This is a genomic window from Pseudomonas fluorescens (genome assembly GCF_902498065.1).
In the GTDB taxonomy this organism is placed as follows: Bacteria; Pseudomonadota; Gammaproteobacteria; order Pseudomonadales; family Pseudomonadaceae; genus Aquipseudomonas; species Aquipseudomonas fluorescens_BJ.
In genome coordinates this window covers 143,507-167,052 of sequence record NZ_CABVIR010000009.1, presented here as the reverse complement: position 1 = coordinate 167,052, position 23,546 = coordinate 143,507, and the positions used below count along the sequence as shown (strand labels likewise).

General features: G+C 60.0%; 21 protein-coding genes. 15 read left to right on the top strand and 6 right to left on the bottom strand.

All coding sequences use genetic code 11. The features are described from left to right. Positions 1-35: 35 nt before the first annotated feature. The 11 genes from urtA to ureC all read left to right on the top strand — a co-directional run bounded on the left by urtA (position 36) and on the right by ureC (position 10,308). A complete protein-coding gene (gene urtA / locus F8N43_RS26025; RefSeq protein WP_150654550.1) occupies positions 36-1,301 on the top strand; it encodes an urea ABC transporter substrate-binding protein in 1,266 nt (421 codons plus the stop codon). A 159-nt stretch (positions 1,302-1,460) separates the two neighbouring features. Next, positions 1,461-2,963, top strand: a complete 1,503-nt coding sequence (gene urtB, locus F8N43_RS26020; protein WP_150633388.1) for an urea ABC transporter permease subunit UrtB — start codon at positions 1,461-1,463, stop codon at positions 2,961-2,963. Continuing rightward, the gene (gene urtC / locus F8N43_RS26015; protein WP_150633389.1) at positions 2,963-4,042 is read left to right on the top strand and encodes an urea ABC transporter permease subunit UrtC; all 1,080 of its coding nucleotides are present in this window, start codon (positions 2,963-2,965) and stop codon (positions 4,040-4,042) included. The genes urtB and urtC overlap by 1 nt, the downstream gene beginning before the upstream one ends. Then, positions 4,039-4,908 (top strand): urea ABC transporter ATP-binding protein UrtD, encoded by an 870-nt coding sequence (urtD, locus tag F8N43_RS26010; RefSeq protein WP_150654549.1) that lies wholly within the window; start codon positions 4,039-4,041, stop codon positions 4,906-4,908. Before urtC ends, urtD begins: the two co-directional genes overlap by 4 nt. Before the next feature lie 139 nt (positions 4,909-5,047). Continuing rightward, positions 5,048-5,746, top strand: a complete 699-nt coding sequence (gene urtE / locus F8N43_RS26005) for an urea ABC transporter ATP-binding subunit UrtE (protein WP_008031204.1) — start codon at positions 5,048-5,050, stop codon at positions 5,744-5,746. Positions 5,747-5,776: 30 nt separating this feature from the next. Continuing rightward, positions 5,777-6,616, top strand: coding sequence for an urease accessory protein UreD (locus F8N43_RS26000; protein WP_150654548.1), 840 nt, complete (start codon positions 5,777-5,779; stop codon positions 6,614-6,616). Between the two features lie 161 nt (positions 6,617-6,777). Continuing rightward, positions 6,778-7,080, top strand: a complete 303-nt coding sequence (ureA, locus tag F8N43_RS25995) for an urease subunit gamma (protein WP_007907366.1) — start codon at positions 6,778-6,780, stop codon at positions 7,078-7,080. A gap of 9 nt (positions 7,081-7,089) precedes the next feature. Beyond that, positions 7,090-7,623, top strand: a complete 534-nt coding sequence (locus tag F8N43_RS25990) for a GNAT family N-acetyltransferase (RefSeq protein ID WP_150639632.1) — start codon at positions 7,090-7,092, stop codon at positions 7,621-7,623. Between the two features lie 6 nt (positions 7,624-7,629). Further along, a complete protein-coding gene (locus F8N43_RS25985; RefSeq protein WP_150639633.1) occupies positions 7,630-8,163 on the top strand; it encodes a GNAT family N-acetyltransferase in 534 nt (177 codons plus the stop codon). Beyond that, positions 8,163-8,468 carry an urease subunit beta gene (locus F8N43_RS25980; RefSeq protein WP_008146494.1) on the top strand — a complete coding sequence of 102 codons (306 nt, stop codon included), beginning with the start codon at positions 8,163-8,165 and terminating at the stop codon, positions 8,466-8,468. Before F8N43_RS25985 ends, F8N43_RS25980 begins: the two co-directional genes overlap by 1 nt. Before the next feature lie 139 nt (positions 8,469-8,607). Continuing rightward, on the top strand, positions 8,608-10,308 hold the full coding sequence (ureC, locus tag F8N43_RS25975) for an urease subunit alpha (protein WP_150639634.1): 1,701 nt from the start codon (positions 8,608-8,610) through the stop codon (positions 10,306-10,308). A gap of 54 nt (positions 10,309-10,362) precedes the next feature. Here ureC and F8N43_RS25970 read toward each other — a convergent pair whose 3' ends face one another. Then, positions 10,363-15,645, bottom strand: coding sequence for a dermonecrotic toxin domain-containing protein (locus F8N43_RS25970; protein ID WP_150654547.1), 5,283 nt, complete (start codon positions 15,643-15,645; stop codon positions 10,363-10,365). Between the two features lie 238 nt (positions 15,646-15,883). On the opposite strand from F8N43_RS25970, the gene F8N43_RS25965 reads away from it, so the two are divergent. Next, positions 15,884-17,023 carry a sensor histidine kinase gene (locus tag F8N43_RS25965; protein ID WP_150654546.1) on the top strand — a complete coding sequence of 380 codons (1,140 nt, stop codon included), beginning with the start codon at positions 15,884-15,886 and terminating at the stop codon, positions 17,021-17,023. 107 nt (positions 17,024-17,130) lie between these two features. Beyond that, positions 17,131-17,427, top strand: a complete 297-nt coding sequence (locus F8N43_RS25960) for an RHS repeat-associated core domain-containing protein (RefSeq protein WP_150654545.1) — start codon at positions 17,131-17,133, stop codon at positions 17,425-17,427. 736 nt (positions 17,428-18,163) lie between these two features. Here the strand turns inward: F8N43_RS25960 and F8N43_RS25955 are convergent. After that, entirely contained in the window at positions 18,164-18,469 is a 306-nt protein-coding gene (locus F8N43_RS25955; RefSeq protein ID WP_150633398.1) for a chaperone modulator CbpM, read from the bottom strand. 23 nt (positions 18,470-18,492) lie between these two features. Continuing rightward, positions 18,493-19,440, bottom strand: a complete 948-nt coding sequence (locus F8N43_RS25950; protein WP_150633399.1) for a DnaJ C-terminal domain-containing protein — start codon at positions 19,438-19,440, stop codon at positions 18,493-18,495. Here F8N43_RS25950 and F8N43_RS25945 point away from each other — a divergent pair. Continuing rightward, positions 19,430-19,663, top strand: coding sequence for a hypothetical protein (locus tag F8N43_RS25945; protein ID WP_150633400.1), 234 nt, complete (start codon positions 19,430-19,432; stop codon positions 19,661-19,663). The genes F8N43_RS25950 and F8N43_RS25945 overlap by 11 nt on opposite strands. Positions 19,664-19,738: 75 nt before the next feature. Next, positions 19,739-21,013: an Hsp70 family protein gene (locus F8N43_RS25940; RefSeq protein ID WP_150654544.1), complete on the top strand. Its 1,275-nt coding sequence runs from the start codon at positions 19,739-19,741 to the stop codon at positions 21,011-21,013. Between the two features lie 125 nt (positions 21,014-21,138). Here F8N43_RS25940 and F8N43_RS25935 read toward each other — a convergent pair whose 3' ends face one another. The 3 genes from F8N43_RS25935 to F8N43_RS25925 form a co-directional block, all read right to left on the bottom strand. Further along, positions 21,139-22,152, bottom strand: coding sequence for an AI-2E family transporter (locus F8N43_RS25935; protein WP_150633401.1), 1,014 nt, complete (start codon positions 22,150-22,152; stop codon positions 21,139-21,141). A gap of 221 nt (positions 22,153-22,373) precedes the next feature. Next, positions 22,374-22,679, bottom strand: a complete 306-nt coding sequence (locus F8N43_RS25930) for a PsiF family protein (protein WP_150654543.1) — start codon at positions 22,677-22,679, stop codon at positions 22,374-22,376. 64 nt (positions 22,680-22,743) lie between these two features. After that, positions 22,744-23,538 (bottom strand): AraC family transcriptional regulator, encoded by a 795-nt coding sequence (locus tag F8N43_RS25925; protein ID WP_191623736.1) that lies wholly within the window; start codon positions 23,536-23,538, stop codon positions 22,744-22,746. Between the last annotated feature and the right edge of the window lie 8 nt (positions 23,539-23,546).

Here is a 23,546-nt window from a genome sequence, read left to right as displayed (position 1 = left end):
ACCAAGAAAATTCATAAGTTCATGGAGATCGCACAATGAAGCGTCGCAGTTTGATCAAGGCTTTTACACTCACGGCAAGCATTGCCGCGATGGGCTTGACCTGGACCGTCCAGGCCGCCGAGACCATCAAGGTCGGTATTCTGCATTCGTTGTCCGGCACCATGGCGATCTCCGAAACGTCCCTCAAGGACATGGCGTTGATGACCATCGACGAGATCAACGCCAAGGGCGGCGTGAACGGCAAGATGCTCGAACCGGTAGTGGTCGACCCGGCCTCGAACTGGCCGCTGTTCGCGGAAAAGGGCCGTCAGCTGCTGACCCAGGACAAGGTCGCCGTGGTGTTCGGTTGCTGGACTTCCGTGTCGCGCAAATCGGTGCTGCCAGTGTTCGAAGAGCTCAACGGCCTGCTGTTCTACCCGGTGCAATACGAAGGCGAAGAGATGTCGCCGAACGTGTTCTACACCGGTGCGGCGCCGAACCAGCAGGCGATCCCGGCAGTGGAATACCTGATGAGCGAAGAAGGCGGCAGCGCCAAGCGTTACTTCCTGCTCGGCACCGACTACGTCTACCCGCGCACCACCAACAAGATCCTGCGTTCGTTCCTGCACTCCAAAGGCGTGGCCGACAAGGACATCGAAGAGGTCTACACCCCGTTTGGCCACAGCGACTATCAAACCATCGTGGCTAACATCAAAAAATTCTCGGCCGGTGGCAAGACTGCGGTCATCTCCACCGTCAACGGCGACTCCAACGTGCCGTTCTATAAAGAGCTGGCCAACCAGGGCCTGAAAGCCACCGACGTTCCGGTGGTGGCGTTCTCGGTCGGTGAAGAAGAACTGCGTGGCATCGACACCAAACCGCTGGTGGGCAACCTCGCGGCGTGGAATTACTTCGAGTCGGTAGAGAACCCGACGAACAAGAAATTCGTCGCCGACTGGAAAGCCTACGCGAAGAAACACAATCTGCCGGGCGCCGACAAAGCGGTGACCAACGACCCGATGGAAGCCACCTACGTCGGCATTCACATGTGGGCGCAAGCGGCGGAGAAAGCCAAGTCCACCGACGTCGACAAAGTCCGCGAAGCCCTCGCCGGCCAGACCTTTGCCGCGCCGTCCGGGTACACCCTGACCATGGACAAGACCAACCACCACCTGCACAAGCCGGTGATGATCGGCGAGATCCAGGCGGACGGTCAGTTCAACGTGGTATGGCAGACCGAAGGGCCGATCCGCGCCCAGCCGTGGAGCCCGTTCATCTCGGGTAACGACAAGAAGCCGGATTATGCGGTGAAGAGCAACTAAGCCACCTGGATGTCGGGCCGAATACATCGTTCGTGCCCGACACAAATTCTGTGGGAGCTGGCTTGCCAGCGATGGCATCGCCTCGGTACATCAGAGACTCCGAGTCGCCTGCATCGCTGGCAAGCCAGCTCCCACAATGTCCGAGCAAGGCGACTTTATATGCCCACTGCCTTTTACCGATTCATCTTTGCCATCGCGCTATTACTGCCGATGAGCACTTTCGCAGGCGACGCCGAAGACTTCGTCGCCGCCAATCCCGTGCAGCAAGCCAAGCTTCTGGAAGCCTGGGCCGCGCAGCCCGATCCGGCCCGTGTCGAGCTGATCAACGCCCTGCAACAAGGCGAGTTGACGGTCGACGGTCAACCGAAAACCTTGCGCCTGAACAATCGCCTGCGGGGTCTGATCGACACCGCACTGGCCAGTCATCAACTGCTCGCCGCCGACGCCAAAATCCGTCTGGGCGCCGCGCAGCAATTGCAGAAAAGCGCCAAGCCTGCGCAGCTGAAATTCCTCGACCAGCAACTGGCCGGCGAACAAGACGAAAGCGTTCACGCCGCGCTCAGCCTGGCGCTGGCCAACCTGCAACTGGTGGACGGCGATCCGGCCGTGCGCCTCGCTGCCGTGCGTCTGCTCGGCGAAACCGGCGATCCACTGGCCCGCACTCGTCTGGAGAGTCTGCTGGAACCGGGTGTCGAAGCCGACACCCATGTGCGCACGGCTGCCGAAACCAGCCTGGCCCAAGTCAAACGCAAACTGCTGATTGGCGAAATGCTCGGCCAGGCCTTCAGCGGCATGTCGCTGGGCTCGATCCTGCTGCTCGCGGCGCTCGGTCTGGCGATCACCTTCGGCCTGCTCGGCGTGATCAACATGGCCCACGGCGAGATGTTGATGCTCGGCGCCTACTCGACGTACGTGGTGCAACTGATGTTCCAGCGCTTCGCCCCGCAAGCCATCGAGTTCTATCCGCTGATCGCGTTGCCGGTGGCGTTTTTCGTCACGGCCGCGATCGGCATGGCCCTGGAGCGCACGGTGATTCGTCACCTCTACGGCCGCCCTTTGGAGACCCTGCTCGCCACCTGGGGCATCAGCCTGATGCTGATTCAGCTGGTGCGATTGGTGTTCGGCGCGCAGAACGTTGAAGTGGCCAACCCGGCGTGGTTGTCCGGCGGAATTCAGGTGCTGCCGAATCTGGTGCTGCCGTACAACCGCATCGTCATCATTGCCTTCGCCTTGTTTGTGGTGGTGCTGACCTGGTTGTTGCTGAACAAGACGCGCCTCGGTTTGAACGTGCGCGCCGTCACTCAGAATCGCAACATGGCGGCCTGCTGCGGCGTGCCCACCGGGCGCGTCGACATGCTTGCTTTTGGCCTCGGCTCCGGCATCGCCGGTCTCGGCGGTGTGGCGCTGAGCCAGATCGGCAACGTCGGCCCGGACCTCGGCCAGAGCTACATCATCGACTCGTTCCTGGTGGTTGTGCTCGGCGGGGTTGGTCAACTGGCCGGTAGCGTGCTCGCCGCCTTCGGCCTGGGTATCGCCAACAAGATTCTCGAACCGCAGATCGGCGCCGTACTCGGCAAGATCCTGATCCTCGCGCTGATCATTCTGTTCATCCAGAAACGTCCGCAAGGGCTCTTCGCACTGAAAGGACGGGTGATCGACTGATGAACCAGCCCCTGATGCTCACGGCCACGCAAAAGGCCGGCCCCAAAGTCACGATTGCCGTCGGCGCGGTGATCCTCGTTCTGCTGCTGGCGTTGCCGCTGCTGTCGCTGTTGTCGCCGGACAGCGCGTTTCATGTCTCGGCTTATACGCTGACATTGGTGGGCAAGATTCTTTGCTACGCCATCGTCGCCCTCGCCCTCGATCTGGTCTGGGGATACGCCGGCCTGTTGTCCCTCGGCCACGGTCTGTTCTTCGCCCTCGGCGGTTATGCGATGGGCATGTACCTGATGCGCCAGGCTTCGGGCGATGCCTTGCCGGCGTTCATGACCTTCCTGTCGTGGACCGAACTGCCCTGGTACTGGACCGGCACCAGCAGCTTCCTCTGGTCGATGTGCCTGGTGGTATTGGCGCCGGGGCTGCTGGCGCTGGTGTTCGGGTTCTTTGCCTTCCGCTCGCGGATCAAAGGCGTGTATTTCTCGATCATGACCCAGGCCCTGACCTTCGCCGGGATGCTGCTGTTCTTCCGCAACGAAACCGGGTTCGGCGGCAACAACGGCTTCACCAATTTCCGCACCATTCTTGGCTTTGGCATCACCGAGCCGGGGACGCGTGCAGTGCTGTTTTTCGCCACGGTGCTGTTGCTGGTGGCGAGCCTGTTCATCGGCTGGCGCCTGGCGCAGAGCAAGTTTGGCCGGGTGTTGACTGCCCTGCGCGATGCGGAAAACCGTTTGATGTTCTGCGGCTACGATCCACGGGGTTTCAAGCTGTTTGTCTGGGTCTTGAGTGCGGTGTTGTGCGGTCTGGCGGGTGCGCTGTACGTACCGCAAGTCGGCATCATCAACCCGAGTGAAATGTCGCCGACCAACTCCATCGAAGCCGCCGTCTGGGTGGCGCTCGGCGGTCGCGGCACGCTGATCGGCCCGCTGCTTGGCGCCGGCGTGGTCAACGGCATGAAGAGCTGGTTCACCGTGGCCTTCCCGGAATACTGGCTGTTCTTCCTCGGCGCGTTGTTCATAGTCGTGACCTTGTACCTGCCCAAAGGCGTGATCGGCCTGCTGAAGAAAAGGGGTGACCAATGAGAGTGACTGCGACGGCTGAATTCATGCTCGAGCCGGCCTTCTATCCACCGCAGCCGAACAAGGACGCCGGCAGCAGCCGCGACGCCATCGGTCTCGGCCAACGCGTCGGCCCCGGCCTGGATACTCGCCACGGCACCATCCTGACCCTGGAAGACATCAGCGTCAGCTTCGATGGCTTCAAGGCACTGAACGATTTGAACCTGTACATCGGCGTCGGCGAACTGCGCTGCATCATCGGCCCCAACGGCGCGGGAAAGACCACGCTGATGGACGTGATCACCGGCAAGACTCGCCCCAGTCACGGCAAAGCCTGGTTCGGTGAAACCCTCGATCTGACGCAGATGAGTGAAGTGCAGATTGCCCAGGCCGGCATCGGTCGCAAGTTCCAGAAGCCGACCGTGTTTGAAGCGCTGAGCGTGTTTGAAAACCTCGAACTGGCGCAGAAAACCGACAAGTCGGTGTGGGCCAGCCTGCGGGCTCGCCTGAGTGGCGAACAGAAAGATCGCATCAGCGAAGTGCTGGAAACCATTCGCCTGACCACCTCGGTCAATCGCACGGCAGGCTTGTTGTCCCACGGTCAGAAGCAGTTTCTGGAAATCGGCATGTTGTTGATGCAAGACCCGCAATTGCTGCTGCTCGACGAACCCGTGGCGGGCATGACCGATGCTGAAACCGAATTCACCGCCGAGCTGTTTAAAAGCCTGGCGGGCAAGCATTCGCTGATGGTGGTGGAACACGACATGGGGTTTGTCGGCTCGATTGCCGACCACGTCACCGTGTTGCACCAGGGCAGCGTGCTGGCCGAAGGGTCGCTGGAGCAGGTGCAGGAAAACGAGCGGGTGATCGAGGTGTACCTCGGTCGCTGAACCTGCCAACACGGTCACTGTGGGAGCTGGCCTGCCAGCGATAGCGGTGGGTCAGTCAACATCATTTTCGGATGTGCCGGCCTCATCGCTGGCAAGCCAGCTCCCACAGGGTTCGGTGTGAACCACAAGGAATTTGAACATGCTACAAGTCGACAAGCTGCACCAGTACTACGGCGGTAGCCACATCCTGCGCGGCCTGACGTTTGACGTGAAGGTCGGTGAAGTCACCTGCCTGCTCGGGCGCAACGGTGTGGGCAAAACCACGCTACTCAAATGCCTGATGGGATTGCTGCCGGCCAAAGAAGGCGCGGTGAACTGGGAAGGCAAACCGATCACCACGTTCAAACCGCACCAGCGGGTGCACGCCGGGATCGCTTACGTGCCTCAGGGCCGGGAGATTTTCGGTCGGTTGACGGTGGAGGAAAACCTGCTGATGGGCCTGTCGCGTTTTCCGGGCAGCGAAGCGAAAGAAGTCCCGGCGTTCATCTACGAGCTGTTCCCGGTGCTGCTGCAAATGAAGCAACGGCGCGGCGGTGATCTGTCCGGTGGCCAACAGCAGCAGTTGGCTATCGGCCGAGCGCTGGCCAGCCGTCCTCGGCTGCTGATCCTCGATGAGCCGACCGAAGGCATCCAGCCTTCAGTGATCAAGGAGATCGGCGCGGTGATCAAAAAACTCGCAGCACGCGGCGACATGGCGATTCTGCTGGTTGAGCAGTTCTACGATTTCGCTGCCGAACTGGCCGATCAATACCTGGTGATGTCCCGCGGTGAGATCGTGCAGCAGGGCCGCGGCGAAAATATGGAAGCCGAGGGTGTACGCGGTCTGGTAACGATCTAATCTGTAGCGTCCTAACGATAACTAGAAACCATGAACCTACCTCTTGCCACTGTCCTGTTTACCCCGAGCTGGCACGCCGAGCTGGAGTTGGGCTATGCCCGATTCGGCGACACCACGCGCCCGGTTCAGCGCCGGCACAAGGGACCGTTGCGGGTGCAAAAGCACCTGTATGCCGAAGGCCCCGAGGTGTGCCAGCACATCATCGTCCACCCGCCCGGCGGGATTGCCGGCGGTGATCGGCTCGACATCAGCGCCAGCGTCGGCCGCGATGCGTGGGCGCAAATTACCAGCCCCGGCGCGGCCAAGTGGTATCGCGCCGCAGGTCCGGCTTATCAGACACTGGAGCTGAAAGTGGCCGCAGGCGCGACCCTGGAATGGTTGCCGCAAGAGACAATTATCTTCAGCGCCGCGCAAGCTGAACTGCGCACCGCCATTGATCTGGAAGGTGATGCGCGGCTGTTCTACTGGGACGTCGTGGCACTGGGTCGCCCGGCCAGCGGCGAGCGTTTTGACCTCGGGCATTTTCAGGCGCAGCTGGATATCCGTCGCGACGGCCAGTTGCTCTGGCACGAACGCCAGCGCATTGTCGGGAATGACGGTTTGCTCGATTCGCCGATTGGCCTGGACGGGCAACCGGTATTTGCGACGTTGCTGGTGACGGACGAGGTGGACAGTGAACTGCTGGAGAAATGCCGTTCGTTGAACAATGACGTGCGTGGAGATTTGACGCAGTTGCCGGGGCTGATCGTTGCCCGGTGCCTGGCCAGTGAGGCGCTGTTGGCGCGAGGCTGGTTGATTGATTTGTGGCGATTGCTCCGGCCGGCGCTGTTAGGCCGAGAAGCCGTCCCACCCCGAATATGGAGCACCTGAAACGCGATCCTGTGTGGGAGCGAGACCGGCTTGCCGGCGATGGCGTCGGCACACACAACATTGACGTCGCCTGATTGGCCGCTATCGCGAGCAGGCTCGCTCCCGCAGGTCATGTATTCACAGATCCAATAATTTTTATCTGCCCAGATGGATTCCAAACGATGGACCTGACCCCACGCGAAAAAGACAAGCTGCTGATCTTCACCGCCGGCCTCGTCGCCGAGCGGCGTTTGGCGCGCGGCGTGAAACTCAACTACCCGGAAGCCATGGCCTACATCTCCGCAGCGCTGCTCGAAGGCGCGCGTGACGGTCAGACCGTGGCCGAGCTGATGCACTTCGGCACCACCCTGCTCAGCCGCGAACAAGTGATGGAAGGCATCCCGGAGATGATCCCGGAGATCCAGGTCGAAGCCACCTTCCCCGACGGCACCAAACTGGTCACCGTCCACCAACCCATCGCCTGAGGCCGCGCCATGACCTATCACATCCGCGATGCAGTGCACGCCGATCTGCCGGCGATCCGCGACATCTACAACGACGCCGTGCTCAACACCACGGCGATCTGGAACGAACAGGCCGTGGACCTGGGCAACCGTCAGGCCTGGTTCAGCGCCCGGCAAGCCCAGGGCTATCCGATTCTGGTGATCGTTGACGGCGATAACAGCGTACTCGGCTACGCTTCATTTGGTGACTGGCGACCGTTCGATGGTTTCCGCCACACCGTCGAGCACTCGGTCTATGTGCGCAGCGACCAGCGCGGCAATGGTCTCGGCCCGCAATTGATGGACGTACTGATCGAACGCGCCAAAGGCTGCGACAAGCATGTGATGGTCGCTGCCATCGAAAGCGGCAATGCCGCTTCCATCCGCCTGCATGAACGCGCCGGTTTCGTGACCACCGGGCAGATGCCGCAGGTGGGCACCAAGTTCGGCCGCTGGCTGGACCTGACCTTCATGCAACTGACCCTCAATCCTGGCGCCGAACCGCCACCCGCCAGCAAGGAGTAATGTCCGATGAACGCCGCCCAGCTGCGACGCGTCAATGTTGAAAGCTTTGCGCACTATCGCCAGGGTTTGATTGATCTGCTGCTTGACGCCGTGGGCTATGGCGCCAGTGTCGGCTTCATGGCCGATCTGGATGCCACTCAGGCACGCGCCTATTTCGATGGCGTTCAAGACGACCTGAACAAAGGCAACGTGCTGCTGTGGGTGGTGGTCAAGGACGAACAGGTGCAGGCCAGCGTGCAACTGACCCTGTGTCAGAAAGCCAACGGCCTGAACCGCGCTGAAGTACAGAAACTGCTGGTGCGTGAACACGCGCGCCGCCGTGGCTTGGGCCAACAGTTGATGAGCGCTTTGGAACAGGCCGCGCTCCAGCACAAGCGCGGCATGCTCTACCTCGACACCGAAGCCGGTTCCCCCGCCGAAGACTTCTACAAGGCTTTGGGCTACACCCGTGCGGGACAAATTCCCGACTACGCCTGCGACCCGAGCGGCCAGTACAAGCCGACCGCCCTTTACTACAAGATTCTCCAAGGAGCCCATTGATGATTCCCGGTGAGTACCAGATCCAGCCCGGCGACATCGAACTCAACGTCGGCCGCCGCACCGTCAGCCTGAAAGTGGCCAACAGCGGCGACCGGCCAATCCAGGTCGGCTCGCACTACCATTTTTTCGAAACCAACGACGCCCTGACCTTCGACCGCGCCGCCAGCCGCGGCATGCGCCTGAACATCCCCGCCGGCACCGCCGTACGCTTCGAACCGGGGCAGAGCCGCGAGGTCGAGCTGGTCGACCTGGCCGGGCATCGCCGGGTGTTCGGGTTTGCCGGGCGGATCATGGGTGACCTCTAGGTGACACGGTGTCTGTTCTGGCCCCATCGCGAGCAGGCTCGCTCCCACAGGGGAATGCGATCAACTGTGGGAGCGGGCTTGCTCGCGATAGTGAGCGCAGCGAACGATTTCAAATTCAATTGAATCTCAAGGCGAACGAATGAAGATTTCCCGTCAAGCCTACGCCGACATGTTCGGCCCCACCGTCGGTGACAAGGTCCGCCTGGCCGACACCGAACTGTGGATCGAGGTCGAAAAAGACTTCACCACCTACGGCGAAGAAGTGAAATTCGGCGGCGGCAAAGTCATCCGCGACGGCCAGGGTCAGAGCCAGCTACTGGCCGCCGAAGTCGTCGACACGGTGATCACCAACGCGCTGATCATCGACCACTGGGGCATCGTCAAAGCGGACGTCGGTCTCAAGGACGGGCGCATCGCCGGCATCGGCAAGGCCGGCAATCCGGACGTACAGCCGAACGTCACCATCGCCATCGGCGCCGGTACCGAAGTGATCGCCGGTGAAGGCATGATCCTCACCGCCGGCGGCATCGACACGCACATCCACTTCATCTGCCCACAGCAGATCGAAGAGGCGCTGATGAGCGGCGTCACCACCATGATCGGCGGCGGCACCGGGCCGGCCACCGGCACCAACGCGACCACTTGTACGTCCGGCCCATGGCACCTGGCGCGGATGCTTCAAGCGGCGGATGCCTTCCCTATGAACATCGGCCTCACCGGCAAGGGCAACGCCAGCCTGCCTGGGCCATTGATCGAACAGGTCAAGGCCGGCGCCATCGGTCTCAAATTGCACGAAGACTGGGGCACCACACCCGCGAGCATCGACAACTGCCTGAGTGTTGCCGATCAGTACGACGTGCAGGTGGCGATCCACACCGACACCCTCAACGAGTCGGGTTTCGTCGAAACCACCCTCGCCGCCTTCAAGGGCCGCACCATCCACACCTATCACACCGAAGGCGCGGGCGGCGGGCATGCTCCGGACATCATCAAGGCCTGCGGCTTCGCCAACGTGCTGCCGAGCTCGACCAACCCGACCCGGCCGTTCACCCGCAACACCATCGACGAACACCTCGACATGCTGATGGTCTGCCATCACCTGGACCCAAGCATTGCCGAAGACGTGGCCTTCGCCGAAAGCCGCATCCGGCGCGAGACGATTGCCGCCGAGGACATCCTCCACGACCTCGGCGCGTTTTCGATGATCAGCTCCGACAGCCAGGCCATGGGCCGCGTCGGCGAAGTCATTACGCGCACCTGGCAGACCGCCGACAAGATGAAAAAACAGCGCGGCCCGTTGCCCGGTGATGGCGAAGGCAACGACAACTTCCGCGCCAAACGCTACATCGCCAAGTACACGATCAACCCGGCAATCACCCACGGTATCAGCCATGAAGTGGGGTCGATTGAAGTTGGTAAGTGGGCGGACCTGGTGCTCTGGCGCCCGGCGTTCTTCGGCGTCAAACCGACGCTGATCCTCAAGGGCGGCGCCATTGCCGCCAGTCTGATGGGTGATGCCAACGCCTCGATTCCGACACCGCAACCGGTGCACTACCGCCCGATGTTCGCCAGCTACGGCGGTTCGTTGCACGCCACCAGCCTGACGTTTATCAGTCAGGCGGCGCAGGAGGCCGGTCTTCCCGAGGCCTTGGGTTTGAAGAAGAAAATCGGCGTGGTCAAAGGCTGCCGCGAGGTGCAGAAAACCGATCTGATCCACAACGACTACCTGCCGAGTATCGATGTCGATCCGCAGACGTATCAGGTCAAGGCCGACGGTGTGTTGTTGTGGTGCGAGCCAGCGGATGTGCTGCCGATGGCTCAGCGTTACTTCCTGTTTTGATCGATCGACTGGATCACCGGGGCCCTGCCGGGCCCCGGCGTCAAACAACCACGATCAGCTGTTCGGCTGTACGGTGAAGGGCATTTCCACCCGTTGCAGTTTTGCCCGTTCGATCGCCTGGCGCGTGAACGTTTTGATAAACGTTTTCCTGTCCTCGTCGATGGCTTCCAGCTCGGCGGCATATTCCGCTTCGGTCATGACGCGTCCCGGTGCAAACGCGCTTTGCGGTTTGTTCAATTCAGCACCGAGCACCCTGAGTTCTTCCTTTAACTGAGCCTTTTGCTCCAGAGAAAGTGTTGTCTCGGTTGCGCGTTTTTCCAACGCTGAGTAGAACTCGATCGTGGCTTCGATCCGGCGACGGAAACCTTTGATAACCCCCCGATTGACCCCCTCGGCATAGGATGCCCAGAACGGTTGATCGACGAGTAAATCCCCCAGAAGTTCTCCTTCCTCAAGGTCCAGCACACGTCGAAAAGCATCCTCGATCATCTCTGGCGTAACCGCGGCGATTTTTCTGAACTGCATTTTTCGCGTCTGCCAGGGCAGGTCCAGCCGCTCGGCAAGATCCGTCATGAACGCCAGGTGAACTTCAACCTCATCAATCGTGCCGGTGACCTCGCCCGCGGCATTGACGCGCCTGAATTGCTCGCCCATCGCCTCGCGCTCGGACACCGTTTTGCGGGCAATCCTGCTGAGCTCATCCAGACGCGACTTGCCCTGCGCCAGCGTCACCAGTTCAGCCTCTACCAGCGCGGGATTGGCCAGTTCATAGGCTTCATGAATCAGCACCTCCATTCCCATGGCGTTGAACAGCTGCGCGCCGGCATCGACACACGCCGTGGGCACGGTGGTCATAGTGAAGAGTTTTTGCCGCAGCTCGGTATTTTTCGACATCGCTTCGAGCATTCGCCAGACCTTGGCGGTCATGTCGACCCGAAACCCGGTGTCGTGTTTGAAATGTCCCGATTCCGTGAGTTTGCGAATCTCGTTGAAAAACCCGAGCGAGCCGATCTCATCCTCGACGCTGTTCCACACTGCCTGTTTGGCCACCCATTCCCGTCGGGTCATGCCGGCCTCCCAATCGAGGCTGTCACGCACGCCACGAGGCGGATACGGTCGATCGGGGTCCATGCCGACGGAGGCGATGTACTCCCTGAGCGTCTGCAGATTGAAGGCCGGCAGATAATCCGTGTCCCGGCTCAACACCGTGCGCGCCAGCAATTCCGCCTCAATGGAGCCACGCGCGACCATGGGCACGTAGGTGATTTCGTTGTACTGCATGTCCAGGTAAAAATGCCGGAAGCGTGGCTGCGCGAACAAACCGTCCGGCCAGGTCCGAATGCCAGTGTCGGCCAGGATCAGCGTATGCAACATGCGCATGCTGCCAATATCCGGTTCCCGGCCCAGAGGGTTGCCGTACAGGTCCAGGGCTTGAAGCCGTGTCAGGTTGCGCAGGTCCGCCGCGCCTTGCGTATCCAGCACAATGCGGTTTCCTCGCATGCTCAGCTCCGTCAGCGCGCGCATGCGACCGACGGCACGAGGAAACCGGGTGAGCGAATTACCGTTGACGTTGAGCGAACGCAATCGGGGAAAATGATCGAGCAGGGAAATATGCGCATCGGTCAATTCGGTCAGGGTCAGATTGAGGCGGGTGACGTGATCGAAGGTGCCCTCCAGCATAGGCATAGTGCGCAAATGACGACCCAACGGTATGTTCTCGAGGTCAAGCACAGCGCCTTGCAGCTCGCCGAACGAATCCACATGGCGCAACCCGGTGTACTGCCAACACTCCCTGATCGCTTTGTATACCGCGTTTCTGGATTGCCACTCGGCGGCGCCGGCGCCAGTGAACCAGGACCCTTCGGTCGGTGACCTCAACCAACGTTGAAAATTGACATTGAGCCGATCGAATTCCCCTTCCAGTGCACTCGCCCTCTGTTCAAGACTGACGTCGCTGCCACCCGCCTCCAGATAAGCCTGCGCCTCGGCCTCCGTCCATCCGGGACGAACGACTCGGACCCGCTCTTGCGGCGTCAACCGCCCGGCGACCCGTCGCACGCCCTGAGAAACCCCGCGCATGCCGCCACGCAGCCGCATCGTGGCCGGGTCGTACGCGGGTTTGCTAACAGGGTTATCCGCCAGAAGAACGTTGAACCTGTCCCGTGACAATGGCGTTTTTTGCACGGCCTGCTTGAGCGTTGCGCCTTGATTGATGTGATACCCCAGTGTGTTTCGTTCGGCATCCGGCAGGGCATGCAACACGGACACGTAGAGGTCGTCCGGCCCATGCAGGTGCAGATCATCGTCATCACGGGCCTGGTACTGACCGTCCTCGCGGACCAGGACCCGGCGAACGGAGGCATCCGCCGGGCCGACACTGGCGCGCAACGGTCCATCAAATGAATCCTCGCGGATTTCGATCCGCACGTTGTCGGGCCACTCGGGCAACGCTTGCAACGAGTGCAACGCCAGCCGTTCGGTATCGACGCCGTACGCGGCATCGAGAAACAGCCCTTCGTAGGCGCGTGCCGCTCGTATCGCCTGCAAGGTTGCCCGCGTGCGTTCTCTGAGTTGCAAGGGGATGCGCGAAGACTCGGTGATGTTGAGCCGGGTTTGCGGTTCGACGTCGGCCAGCAACTCCCGGGCGATCACCGTGGGCAGGCCGCCGAACGCGTCCTGGAGCGCCAGCACTTGCCGATTGTCGGTCTGTTGCAGACGGCGATCCAGCGCGTTGAACAGCGACTCACGCTGATGGCCCGCCCGCACGGCTATCTTGTTTTTCAACGCGTCGATCCGGATGTGCTCGTCTGCCGAAATGCCCTGCCCAAGCATCGCGTGGACGTCGGCTTCGTTCATGAACTTCACGGCAAGCTCTGGAAGTTTTCCTGCGCTGACCTCGGCTCGGCTTATCTTCAGCGTGTTGGCCGGCGACGCGTCGACATTGCCGTACGTAGTCGAACGCCCCGTAAAACCAGCGCCGTCAAACAGCTCGATACTTTTTTGCTCAGGCCATCTCGGCAGGTCAACCAGCAAACGGGGCACCTGCTCGATGAACGCTTCAGGCACCTCATCGCGCAGAATCTGTTCCGGCAGCTTTTGCACGTCGGCCCAGGTCTTGAACCGTTCTATCGTGTCGGTCAGCAATGCTGGCGCCGGTTCGTTGACCACATGCAATCTGCGCAACAGGTCTTCTTCGATACCACTGACGAGCCGAATCTGCTCCAGCGTGGTATCGGAGAAACCCTCGACCGCCGGCCCCATGCGCCGCATGAGTGTGGTTTTGTCCCACTCGACGGGTCGGTCGAGCTCGGTCTTCCAGACGCCCGCACCGTCGTGTTCGAGTGCTGGCTGATACGCCTGCGGCCGCTCCGGATGTTGCAGGCGTGGCTGACCCGTGCGCGGATCGTTTCTGACTTCGAAGTGTTTGCTTTCATGCTTCAGGAAGTCTTTTTCACTGTGGCGGTACAGCCCCTGTTCGCTTGGCCTCGTTCCGTTGGGCAGCGTCAGGTCATGGGCGTAGGGCGACAGGTCCGGCTTCCACAGGCGCGTCTGGCCGTCAGGCAACTCAACCTTTTTCAACTGATCGATAAAGGTCGACGGTTTGACCGACGCCGCTGCACCGGCGGGTAAAACGTTTCCCGCCGCCATGATCGCCAGTTGTGCAAAATTGATCATGACCCCGGTGAGATGGGCCGCCGCTTCCTCCCTGTCGCCCTTGCTCCACTCCTCAATGCCCTCCATGGCTTCGAACAGCATCTGCCCGACCATGACCGCCAGCATCGCTTCGCCGAGCCCGGGCACCAACATGGCGCCGAAGTTGAACACGTTCCAGCCGATGGTCAGATAACTGGTCAACCGATTCCAGCGGGTGGTCGCGTCTTCGTCCCCGGTCGGCACAGCGATACGCCGCGCATCCGCAATCGCTTTGTCCCTGCGCCAGCGACCGATTTGCGGCCAGAGATCGCCTGAGATGATGTTGGTGATGGGCTCTGCGTTGGCGTTTTCAACCGCGGTCTCTCGCCACCACGGCCCCATGTCCAGCGGCTCACGCTGCGTCCAGGTGAACGTGGTGAAACGTTCGCGAAGCCGGGCAAAGAATTTGCCATGGTCTTTTTGTGCGACGAATCGGCTGAAAAACTGCTGATAGTCCGGCGAGCGCAACTGGCTCGTCAGCTCCTTCATGAAGTCAGTGAAGGACGCATACTCTTTGAGCGGGTGCCTGGGATCATCCGGGACATAGGCGATCAACGCCCCGTCGAGACGGCTTTGTTGAAAACCATCTTCCCTTTGCAACATGGCGTCGACGAGACCGCCGGGGCCATTGGCGAAAAACGCCTCGAGCAGTTTGAACTGTTCAAATTCCTGGCCTGGCAGCAGCGTCAAACGACTGGACCATTCCAGCAGTGTGCGCTGGTGCGCGGGAACCAGACTGTCGTAAATTCTTTTGACTTCAGTGGGGTCTGCCACTGCGCTGAATAACAGGATGCCGGATAACCTGAACCCCATCAGCGAAAGTCGATGACATTGCAAAGGGCGATTGTTCCAAAGGATGCCCTTTTCATCGTCACTAACTTGCTTGAGTTTCCCGTAGCCATAGGAACTGATGTCGTTTTTCAAGTAAGCGATCAGCGCGGCTTCGTTGAAAGCGGCTTTTTCGCTGGCCAGGCATTGCCGTTCAACCAACGCTTTGGCCGTACCTTCTTGCGGACTCAGCAGGCCTTTTATGTGCTGCTGATAGTGCATTCCGATATCAAGCGTGCGGCACAGGTCAGCAAATCGTTCGACGGTCAGCGCATGCCGCAGTAACTGATTTTCGCCGTCCAGGGTGAAGATGCCAGAGCCATCGCGAAAACCGCCGGCCTGCGTTTCGGGCGCCTCGAAATTGTGAAGCGCCGCTTCCAGCAACGTGGACTGCCTCAATCGACTGGCATTGGTATCGATGCCAAAACCCAGCTTTGCCGGGATATACAGCCGAATGAGCGTCGCATTGACGTCCAGATCGAGATTCAGTTGTTCCTTTAATGCTTTGACGAGCAAGGGTTCGGCGAAGGCGGAAATGTCCTGCTGCAAATCCTCCAGCGCTTTGTCCAGCGGAACCTGGGTACGCCAGCGCTCATCGGTCAGTTGCTTGAGGTACTGACGGTCAATGGCGCGTGCATTCAAATACCACTCCGGGAAATCCACTGTCGAATCAGCCATCGTGAGCAGTCGCGAAACCGGTGCGTCTTTTACCGGCGAAGGCAGTTTGCCCAGTAGATAATCACGATGAACATTATCTTTGCCCTCTCCCTGTCCGGAATTATTTTGAAGCGCCGGAACGTCAGATAGTTGGGTCATTTCGCAAATCCTTATGCGATGAAAAAGAATCACCAGACTACTGAATGCGGTTTAAAAAAAAAGATTAAAAAGCCACTGGGAACATAGAGATAAATCAACATTGCATTGAATTTCAGATTCTAAAAAACAATTAATTAGCCCCCTGAAGCCACCGAAGTATGGTGGCCGGCACAATGGGAGTTTTTAGGGGACGTCAAAGAGGCTAAGATGCCCCCAGATTGCCACCAGGAAACCGACCATGCGCTTATCCGAATTCATCAGGCAACACGTAGACCGTATCGTCGATGAATGGGAGCAGTTCGCCAGAACGATTACCCCGGCAGCCGAAAACATGGATCGGGTTTCCTTGCGTGATCACGCCAAGGAAATCCTGCTGGCCGCCGCTCGAGACATGACCACCGCGCAAACCGCCAGCGAACAACGCGCCAAGGCCAAAGGCGAAGGCCCGGAGAAAACCCCGAGCCTCGACGAAGCCGGCGCCAGCCATGGTGAACTGCGGCATACCGTGGGCTTTGATCTGGTGCAGATGACCAGCGAATTCCGCCACCTGCGCGCCTGTGTGATCCGGTTGTGGGTCAACAGCCTGGAATCGCCGGACCTTGCCTACTTCCAGGACATGATCCGTTTCAATGAAGCCATCGATGAAGCCCTTGCCGAATCCACGGCGGCTTATGCCGAACAGGTCAATCGTTCGCGGGATATCTTCCTGGCTATTCTCGGCCATGACCTGCGCGCGCCATTGCAAGCCGTGAGCATGTCCACCGAATTGCTGATGCGCAAAGCCCCGCTTGAAGACGAAGCGCTGGCTTGCGCGGTCAATATCAAGCGTGGCGCGCGGCACATGGCGGTGATGGTCAGCGATTTGCTGGAGCTGGTGCGCAGTCGCCTGGGCAAGCGCCTGCCGATTGAACCGAAACCGATGGACCTGGCCGATGCCGCCCACGCGGCGATTGCCGAAGCGTGTGCCGGCAATCCGGAGTGTGATCCGACGGTTCATGTCGAGGGAGACACGACAGGCGTCTGGGATGCCGGACGCCTGGCTCAACTGCTGCAAAACCTGATCGGCAACGCGTTGCAGCATGGGTTGAACAAGCGGGATGTGACGGTCACCCTCAGCGGCGAGCCCGATGCGGTTCGCCTCACGGTGCATAACTACGGCGCCCCGATTCCCGACGACGCGTTGGGCACGATCTTCGACCCGCTGGTGCGCAGCGCCGATGAACAACTCGGCCAGCCCTCCACCAGCCTCGGGCTGGGTTTGTTTATCGTCAAGGAAGTGGTCGATGCCCACGCCGGGACGATTAAAGTCAGTTCGAACGAAACCGACGGGACGTTGTTCACGGTGGTGTTGCCGCGCAATATCCGCAGCACTGTGTAAGAGCCACCGGCACCTCACTATCAGTTCTGATAGTTCCCGGCACTCTGCAGTAGAGGCACACTAGGGGCGTTGATCAAAGTCGACTTTCTCACCAAGGAAAGGCTCCCATGACCTCCGGCCCTCCACACCCGCCACGCTCCCTGTTGCTGGCGACTGACAGCAAGCACTCGATATTCGCTGAACTTGCGGGGGGGCGTCCTAACTCCGTTGCTTATTCCGCCTATGGCTACCAGACCGCCCGGCAGAAGATAGCCACGAACCTAGGGTTCAACGGTCAAATACGCGAAAGCAACATCGGATGGTATTTACTGGGCAACGGCTATCGAGCTTACAACCCGGTCTTGATGTGTTTCCATAGTCCGGACGGCTGGAGTCCGTTTGGAGCGGGCGGGTTGAATGCCTAAATGTATTGTGGGGGTGAGCCAGTGATGGGTTCAGATCCGTCGGGGCACTTTAACCCTGCAAAGTGGGGGCGAAATATCAAGAGGATATTCAAACCCAGAACGACAAATTCGTTTCCTGCTCTCGAAGCCAGACCACGAACTAGCCGCAACGAATATGTGCCACTTCCAGTGAGCTCGCGTGCGACGGCTACTCCAACGTCAACAGTGAACCTCCCCTCTAACACAAACCCACAAACACCCCCATCGGTGCGAAACAATAGACGTAGAGGGCTACCGGACGGGTATGAGGACTATCAAGTTCCACCGCCAAGGCGCTACCTCAAACCAGAATCTCCTCTTGGTCAAGTATTTAGCGCCGTAGCCAGCAACGCATACGGTCCAACGGGAAGAAGTACAACGCCGGCTCCATTGCAGAACCCCTCGTTGCCAGGCTCGTCCGGAAGACGGCCGTGGGTCCAAGCCGAAACGTCTACCTATGTAGTCCCTCCTCTTGCGCCAAGAAGACTAGAGAGCGGTGCCACCCGTTTTTACCGTGGTCAAGTAACTGAAGATGGCAGGGTTATGCATAGTAGTTATGAAAAGGCGAATTTGAGCTCGATACAAGACCAAATCAGAAGGGACCCACCAGCACCAGGTGGTTGATTTTTGACCATTACCAAAGGAGGTGGGCCCTTGGTTCCTCACTGGTCAGTAAAGCGATGGAGGCGTCGAGGCGCCCCCGTCCACACCCTACGACCTACTCCACCACCAACCGCCCCAACCGCTGCTTCAGCATCCGGTTCTCCGCCCTCAGCTGCTGGACTTCTTCGAGTAGATCCAGCGCCAGGGCGACGCCTTCCCACTCCAGCTCCAGGTCGTGCCGCAGCTTGGCGGCACGTTTGGCCAGCGCCAGCTCATAATCGTTGAAACGCCAATCCTTGGGCTGCTTGCCCTGAGGTTCGAGGATGCCGTGCTCGACGATTTCGATCACGTAGACGTCCGACAATTCGGCCGCCTCACAGAATTCTGCCATGTCCAGTTGAACGATCAGGGGGTTGCTCATGATGGGCTACTCCGTCTCTTGGATCAGAAATTTTCTCGCGGGTCGAATGCAGCTTTTTTCGCCAGTTCCTGCCACAACGCCTTGACCTCATCGCTCGAGGTTTTTGGCATGACCGCTTTCAATTGCACGAACAGATAACCCCGTTGACCGGCCTTGTTCAGCAAGCCGTGGCCCTTGGCGCGCATGCGCTGGCCATTCTGGCTGCCGGCCGGCACCTTGAGGTTGATCTTGCCTGTGAGTGTAGGCACAGCCACTTCGGTGCCCAGTGCCAATTCCCATGGTGCCAGCGGCAGCGTGATGATCAGGTTCTCGCCTTCGACGTCGAACTTCGGATGCGGCGCGAAGCGAATGATCAGGAACAAATCGCCGTTGGCCCCGCCACCGACTCCCGGTGCACCCTGCCCTTTGAGGCGGATGCGCTCGCCGTCGGTCACGCCGGCCGGGATTTTCACGTTCAGGCTTTTGCTGGTGTTGCTGACGTGCTGGCCCGCCGCGTTGTACTGCGGCACCTGGAAGGTGACCTTCTTCGATTCGTTCGAGAGGGTTTCTTCCAGAAAGATCCCAAGCTCCATTTCCACGTCTTGCCCTCGACGTCCGGCGCTGCGGCCCGACTGCCCACCACCAAAACCCGGACCACGGTTGCCGAAGATCGAACTGAAGAAGTCCGAAAAATCGCCCGTATCCTGGCCGCCACTGAAACCACCTGCACCACGCCCCTGCCAACCCGGCGGGCCCTGGAACGGTTGGCCGTGCTGGCCGTATTTGCGCAAGTCGTCGTATTCGGCGCGCTTGTCGGCGCTTTTCAGCGCTTCATAGGCTTCCGAGGCATCCTTGAACTTGGCTTCGGCGTCCTTTTCCTTGCTGACGTCCGGGTGGTATTTGCGCGCCAGTTTGCGATAAGCCGCTTTGATCGTCTTATCGTCCGCTGTCGGTTCCACACCGAGAATCTTGTAATAGTCTTTGAAGTCCATCGTAGGAATCACCATCCATTATCAAAATCGCGCCGTCACCGACAGCATGCGCTCTTTGGCAGCCGCAGGGTTGACCGATCTCAAGTTTGTGACCGGGCAGCGCATCAGAAGTTTATCGGCAGCAGAAGGCGGTTCTTGCGACCGTCCGATGGCTGCCAGGCTCATTGCAGACAAGTTTGGGGCATCCCGCCAGCTTATCAAGGCGCTATTGGCTGAGATTTAGCGGATAGTCGGCCTTCGAATCTGCGTCGCACTGACATACACTGCGCGGCCGTTTTTTAACCGGAACCTGATAGACATGAAAAACGCATCTCCAGCCCGTGCCTGTGGTATCGACTTCGGCACGTCCAACTCCACCGTCGGCTGGCTGCGCCCCGGCATGGAAACGCTGATCGCGCTGGAGGACGACAAGATCACCCTGCCGTCGGTGGTCTTCTTCAACATGGAAGAACGCCGCCCGGTATACGGCCGGCTGGCGCTGCACGAGTACCTGGAAGGCTACGAAGGCCGGTTGATGCGCTCGCTCAAGAGCCTGCTGGGCTCCAAGCTGATCAAGCACGACACCAGCGTCCTCGGTACGGCGATGCCGTTCAAGGACCTGCTCGGGCTGTTCATCGGCCAGCTGAAGAAGCGCGCCGAAACCGCCGCTGGTCGGGAGTTCGAAGAAGTGGTGCTGGGCCGTCCGGTGTTTTTCGTCGATGACGATGAAATGGCCGACCAGGAAGCAGAAAACACTTTGGTGGACGTGGCCCGCGCCATCGGCTTCAAGGATGTGTCGTTCCAGTACGAGCCGATTGCGGCGGCGTTCGACTATGAATCGACCATCGAAAAGGAAGAGCTGGTACTGATCGTCGACATCGGCGGTGGTACGTCCGACTTCTCGCTGGTGCGCCTGTCACCTGAGCGCCGCAACCACGACAACCGTCACGATGACATCCTCGCCACCGGCGGCGTGCACATCGGCGGGACCGATTTCGACAAGCAGCTGAGCCTGCAAGGCCTGATGCCGCTTTTCGGCTACGGCAGCCGCATGAAGAGCGGCGCCTACATGCCGACCAGCCACCACATGAACCTGGCGACCTGGCACACGATCAACTCGGTGTACTCGCAGAAGTCGACCCTGGCTTTGGGCAGCATGCGCTACGACATCGAAGACACCGGCGGCATCGACCGTCTGTTCAAGCTGATCGAGCAACGCGCCGGGCACTGGCTGGCGATGGAAGTGGAAGAAACCAAGATCCAGCTGACCCATGCCGACAGCCGCCATGTGCCGCTGGACCGCATCGAGCCGGGCCTGAGCGTGGAGCTGAGCCGGGCGCTGTTCGAATCGGCCATCGACAACCTGCTGGAGCGCGTGCGCAACAGCGTGACCCAGTTGCTGAACGACGCCAATGTGCGGGTCGATCAGGTGGATACGGTGTTCTTCACCGGCGGTTCGAGCGGGATTCCGGCGTTGCGCAACAGTGTTTCGGCGATGTTGCCGAATGCGCGGCATGTGGAAGGGAACATCTTTGGCAGCATCGGCAGCGGCCTGGCGATCGAAGCGGCCAAGCGTTACGGCCCGATGGACTGACCCGAAACCGGGGTGCACCCATCGCTAGCAGGCTAGCTCCCACATTGGATCTGTGGTGTTCACAAAACCAGTGTGGGAGCTAGCCTGCTAGCGATGGCGTCAGATCAGGCAATACATCTCTGGGATCAAACCATCCCCACTTGCTTCAACTCACTCTTCAAATACGCGTAATAAATCGGCCCCGCCACCACCCCCGGCAGGCCGAACGCGGCCTCGAACACCAGCATCGCCAACAGCAACTCCCACGACTTGGCACTGATCTGCCCGCCGACAATGCGCGCGTTGAGGAAGTATTCGAGCTTGTGGATAACAATCAGGTAACCCAGCGCGGCCACTGCCACCCAGATCGACAGCGATAGGCCGACGATGGTGATCAGCGTGTTCGACATCAGGTTGCCGATCACTGGCAACAGGCCGAGCAGGAAGGTCAGCACGATCAGGGTCTTGGTCAGCGGCAGCTTGATGCCGAACATCGGCAAGACCACCGCCAGGAAAATCCCGGTGAAGAAGGTGTTGAGCAAGGAAATCTTGATCTGCGCGAACACGATGTTGCGGAAGGCCTGCACCAGCAGGTGCAAACGATCGAACAGTGCAGCGGCCAGCGGCTTGCGCTTGGTCAGGTCTGGCACCCGTTGCAGGGCGATGATCGCGCCGAGCACCATGCCGATCAGCAACGTCACGAACATGTGCGCCGCGTCTTTGCCCACCAGTTGCAGGTCGCTGAGGTGTTTGCTCATCCACTCGCCAATCGCCACACGGAACTCGGCAGCACTGGCCGGAAGATAGGCGTCGATGAACGGCGGCAATTGCCCGCGCGCGCGATCGACCACGTGCATGAATTTATCGAGGGAAGCACCGGGGTTTTCCGCTTCATGCAGCAGAAAACTGATGGCGCCAGCGAAGATCAGCGTCAGCACACTGACCACTAATGTCCCCAGCAACGCCACCGCCAGCCAGCGCGCACGCCGACCTTCGATCAGCCGCTGCAATTGCGGGGTGAGCATGTTGACCAGTTCGAACACCAGCAGGCCGGCCAACAGGCTTGGCAGCAAGCGCAACGGGATCACCAGCAGCAAGCCACCAAAGATGATGACCCAACTGATAACCAGCAAGACTTGGCGTTGAGAAAACGTTGGCATACAGCCTCAAAACGAACGGCGTAAAAGGATTGGCAGTCTGCCAGCGTTCGGGTGTCAGCACTAGGGATTGTGTGGGTCGACCTTGATCGGGGCTCGGATGTTTTTTTGCAGTGACCTTACCGGCCCCATCGCTAGCAGGCCAGCTGCCACAGGGGAATGCATTCCAAGTGTGGGGGCTAGCCTGCTAGCGATGAGGTCCTCACAGTGCCCCAGTCCAGTGCTTATTTTTTCTTCAGGCAATCACTCATGAACGCCTTTCGCTCATCCCCCTTGAGGGCTTTGGTCGCGGCATCGGCATTACAGGTTTTCATCTTCTCTTGCTGAGGGCTCAGGGCTTTGGCGTCATTGGCGGCTGGCGCCGCTTTGAGGCAGGTGCTCATGAAGGCTTTGCGCTCATCGCCCTTGAGGCTTTTTGCGGTAGCGTCGGCATTGCAGGTGGTCATCTTGTTCTGTTGGGCAGTGGCAGCAAAGCCCTGGGAGCAGAGCAGCAAACCGATCATCAACAAAGGGACACGCAACATCTTCATGGAGTTTTCTCCTTGTTGCCGCACCGAGGGGCGCGGCCTCGCTCTGGAGTGTAGACAAAGCCTGTTACACCTTCCTGCCCGACAGATGGCTGCGGCGATACTGCTCCGGCGTACACCCAGCCTGACGCTGGAACATGGCGATGAACGCCGAACCGGTGCTGTAGCCCATGTCGAACGCGATTTCCTGAATGCTGCGATGACTGTCCAACGCTTCGATCGCCGCCAAAAAGCGCAGGCGCTGCCGCCATTCGCCAAAACTCATGCCCAACTCGCGCACAAACTGCCGCGCCAGGGTGCGCTCGCTGACGTGGATCTGCTCTGCCCACGCCGACAGCGGCCGGTTATCTCCCGGTTCAGCCTGCAAGGCTTCGAGAATGCCGAGCAGTCCGGGACTGCTGGCGTAGGGCAAATAGCAGTCGTGGACGGGCGCCTGCTGCAGCTGATCCACCAGCACTTGGGCCAGGCGTTGGTCGGCCTCTTGCTCGGGAACCTTCACGTCACGGGCGGCGAAGTCCTTGAGGATCGCTTTGAGGATGTCGCTGATGGCCAGGGTGCAGGCCTGCTTTGGCAACTCGCGGCACAGCGCAGGCGCGAGGCAGACCGCGCGGTAGTTGATGGGCTGATTGCTGTAGAAACTGTGTTCAATCTGCGGCGGCACCCACACGGCGTATTGCGGGGGCGACATGAAACGGCTGCTGCCGATTTCCATGTGCAAGACACCGTTGGCCGAATACTCCAGGGTGCCCCAGGGGTGACGGTGGGCGGAGGCATATTCGTGGGTGTCGAAGTCGGCATAACGGAAGTAGACCGGCGAAGGCAATTCGCTGAAGTCCAGCAGGTCGATGTGTTTACTGGTCATGCTGTCCG

Bases quoted from the DNA above. Each gene is read 5' to 3' on its own strand.
- urtA (WP_150654550.1), top strand. From the start codon at position 36: ATGAAGCGTCGCAGTTTGATCAAGGCTTTTACACTCACGGCAAGCATT.
- urtC (WP_150633389.1), top strand. From the start codon at position 2,963: ATGAACCAGCCCCTGATGCTCACGGCCACGCAAAAGGCCGGCCCCAAA.
- F8N43_RS25965 (WP_150654546.1), top strand. From the start codon at position 15,884: ATGCGCTTATCCGAATTCATCAGGCAACACGTAGACCGTATCGTCGAT.
- F8N43_RS25940 (WP_150654544.1), top strand. From the start codon at position 19,739: ATGAAAAACGCATCTCCAGCCCGTGCCTGTGGTATCGACTTCGGCACG.
- urtE (WP_008031204.1), top strand. From the start codon at position 5,048: ATGCTACAAGTCGACAAGCTGCACCAGTACTACGGCGGTAGCCACATC.
- urtD (WP_150654549.1), top strand. From the start codon at position 4,039: ATGAGAGTGACTGCGACGGCTGAATTCATGCTCGAGCCGGCCTTCTAT.
- F8N43_RS25930 (WP_150654543.1), bottom strand. From the start codon at position 22,679: ATGAAGATGTTGCGTGTCCCTTTGTTGATGATCGGTTTGCTGCTCTGC.
- urtB (WP_150633388.1), top strand. From the start codon at position 1,461: ATGCCCACTGCCTTTTACCGATTCATCTTTGCCATCGCGCTATTACTG.
- F8N43_RS25960 (WP_150654545.1), top strand. From the start codon at position 17,131: ATGACCTCCGGCCCTCCACACCCGCCACGCTCCCTGTTGCTGGCGACT.
- F8N43_RS25985 (WP_150639633.1), top strand. From the start codon at position 7,630: ATGAACGCCGCCCAGCTGCGACGCGTCAATGTTGAAAGCTTTGCGCAC.
- F8N43_RS25950 (WP_150633399.1), bottom strand. From the start codon at position 19,440: ATGGACTTCAAAGACTATTACAAGATTCTCGGTGTGGAACCGACAGCG.
- ureC (WP_150639634.1), top strand. From the start codon at position 8,608: ATGAAGATTTCCCGTCAAGCCTACGCCGACATGTTCGGCCCCACCGTC.
- F8N43_RS25935 (WP_150633401.1), bottom strand. From the start codon at position 22,152: ATGCCAACGTTTTCTCAACGCCAAGTCTTGCTGGTTATCAGTTGGGTC.
- ureA (WP_007907366.1), top strand. From the start codon at position 6,778: ATGGACCTGACCCCACGCGAAAAAGACAAGCTGCTGATCTTCACCGCC.
- F8N43_RS25990 (WP_150639632.1), top strand. From the start codon at position 7,090: ATGACCTATCACATCCGCGATGCAGTGCACGCCGATCTGCCGGCGATC.
- F8N43_RS25980 (WP_008146494.1), top strand. From the start codon at position 8,163: ATGATTCCCGGTGAGTACCAGATCCAGCCCGGCGACATCGAACTCAAC.
- F8N43_RS25970 (WP_150654547.1), bottom strand. From the start codon at position 15,645: ATGACCCAACTATCTGACGTTCCGGCGCTTCAAAATAATTCCGGACAG.
- F8N43_RS26000 (WP_150654548.1), top strand. From the start codon at position 5,777: ATGAACCTACCTCTTGCCACTGTCCTGTTTACCCCGAGCTGGCACGCC.
- F8N43_RS25955 (WP_150633398.1), bottom strand. From the start codon at position 18,469: ATGAGCAACCCCCTGATCGTTCAACTGGACATGGCAGAATTCTGTGAG.
- F8N43_RS25925 (WP_191623736.1), bottom strand. From the start codon at position 23,538: ATGACCAGTAAACACATCGACCTGCTGGACTTCAGCGAATTGCCTTCG.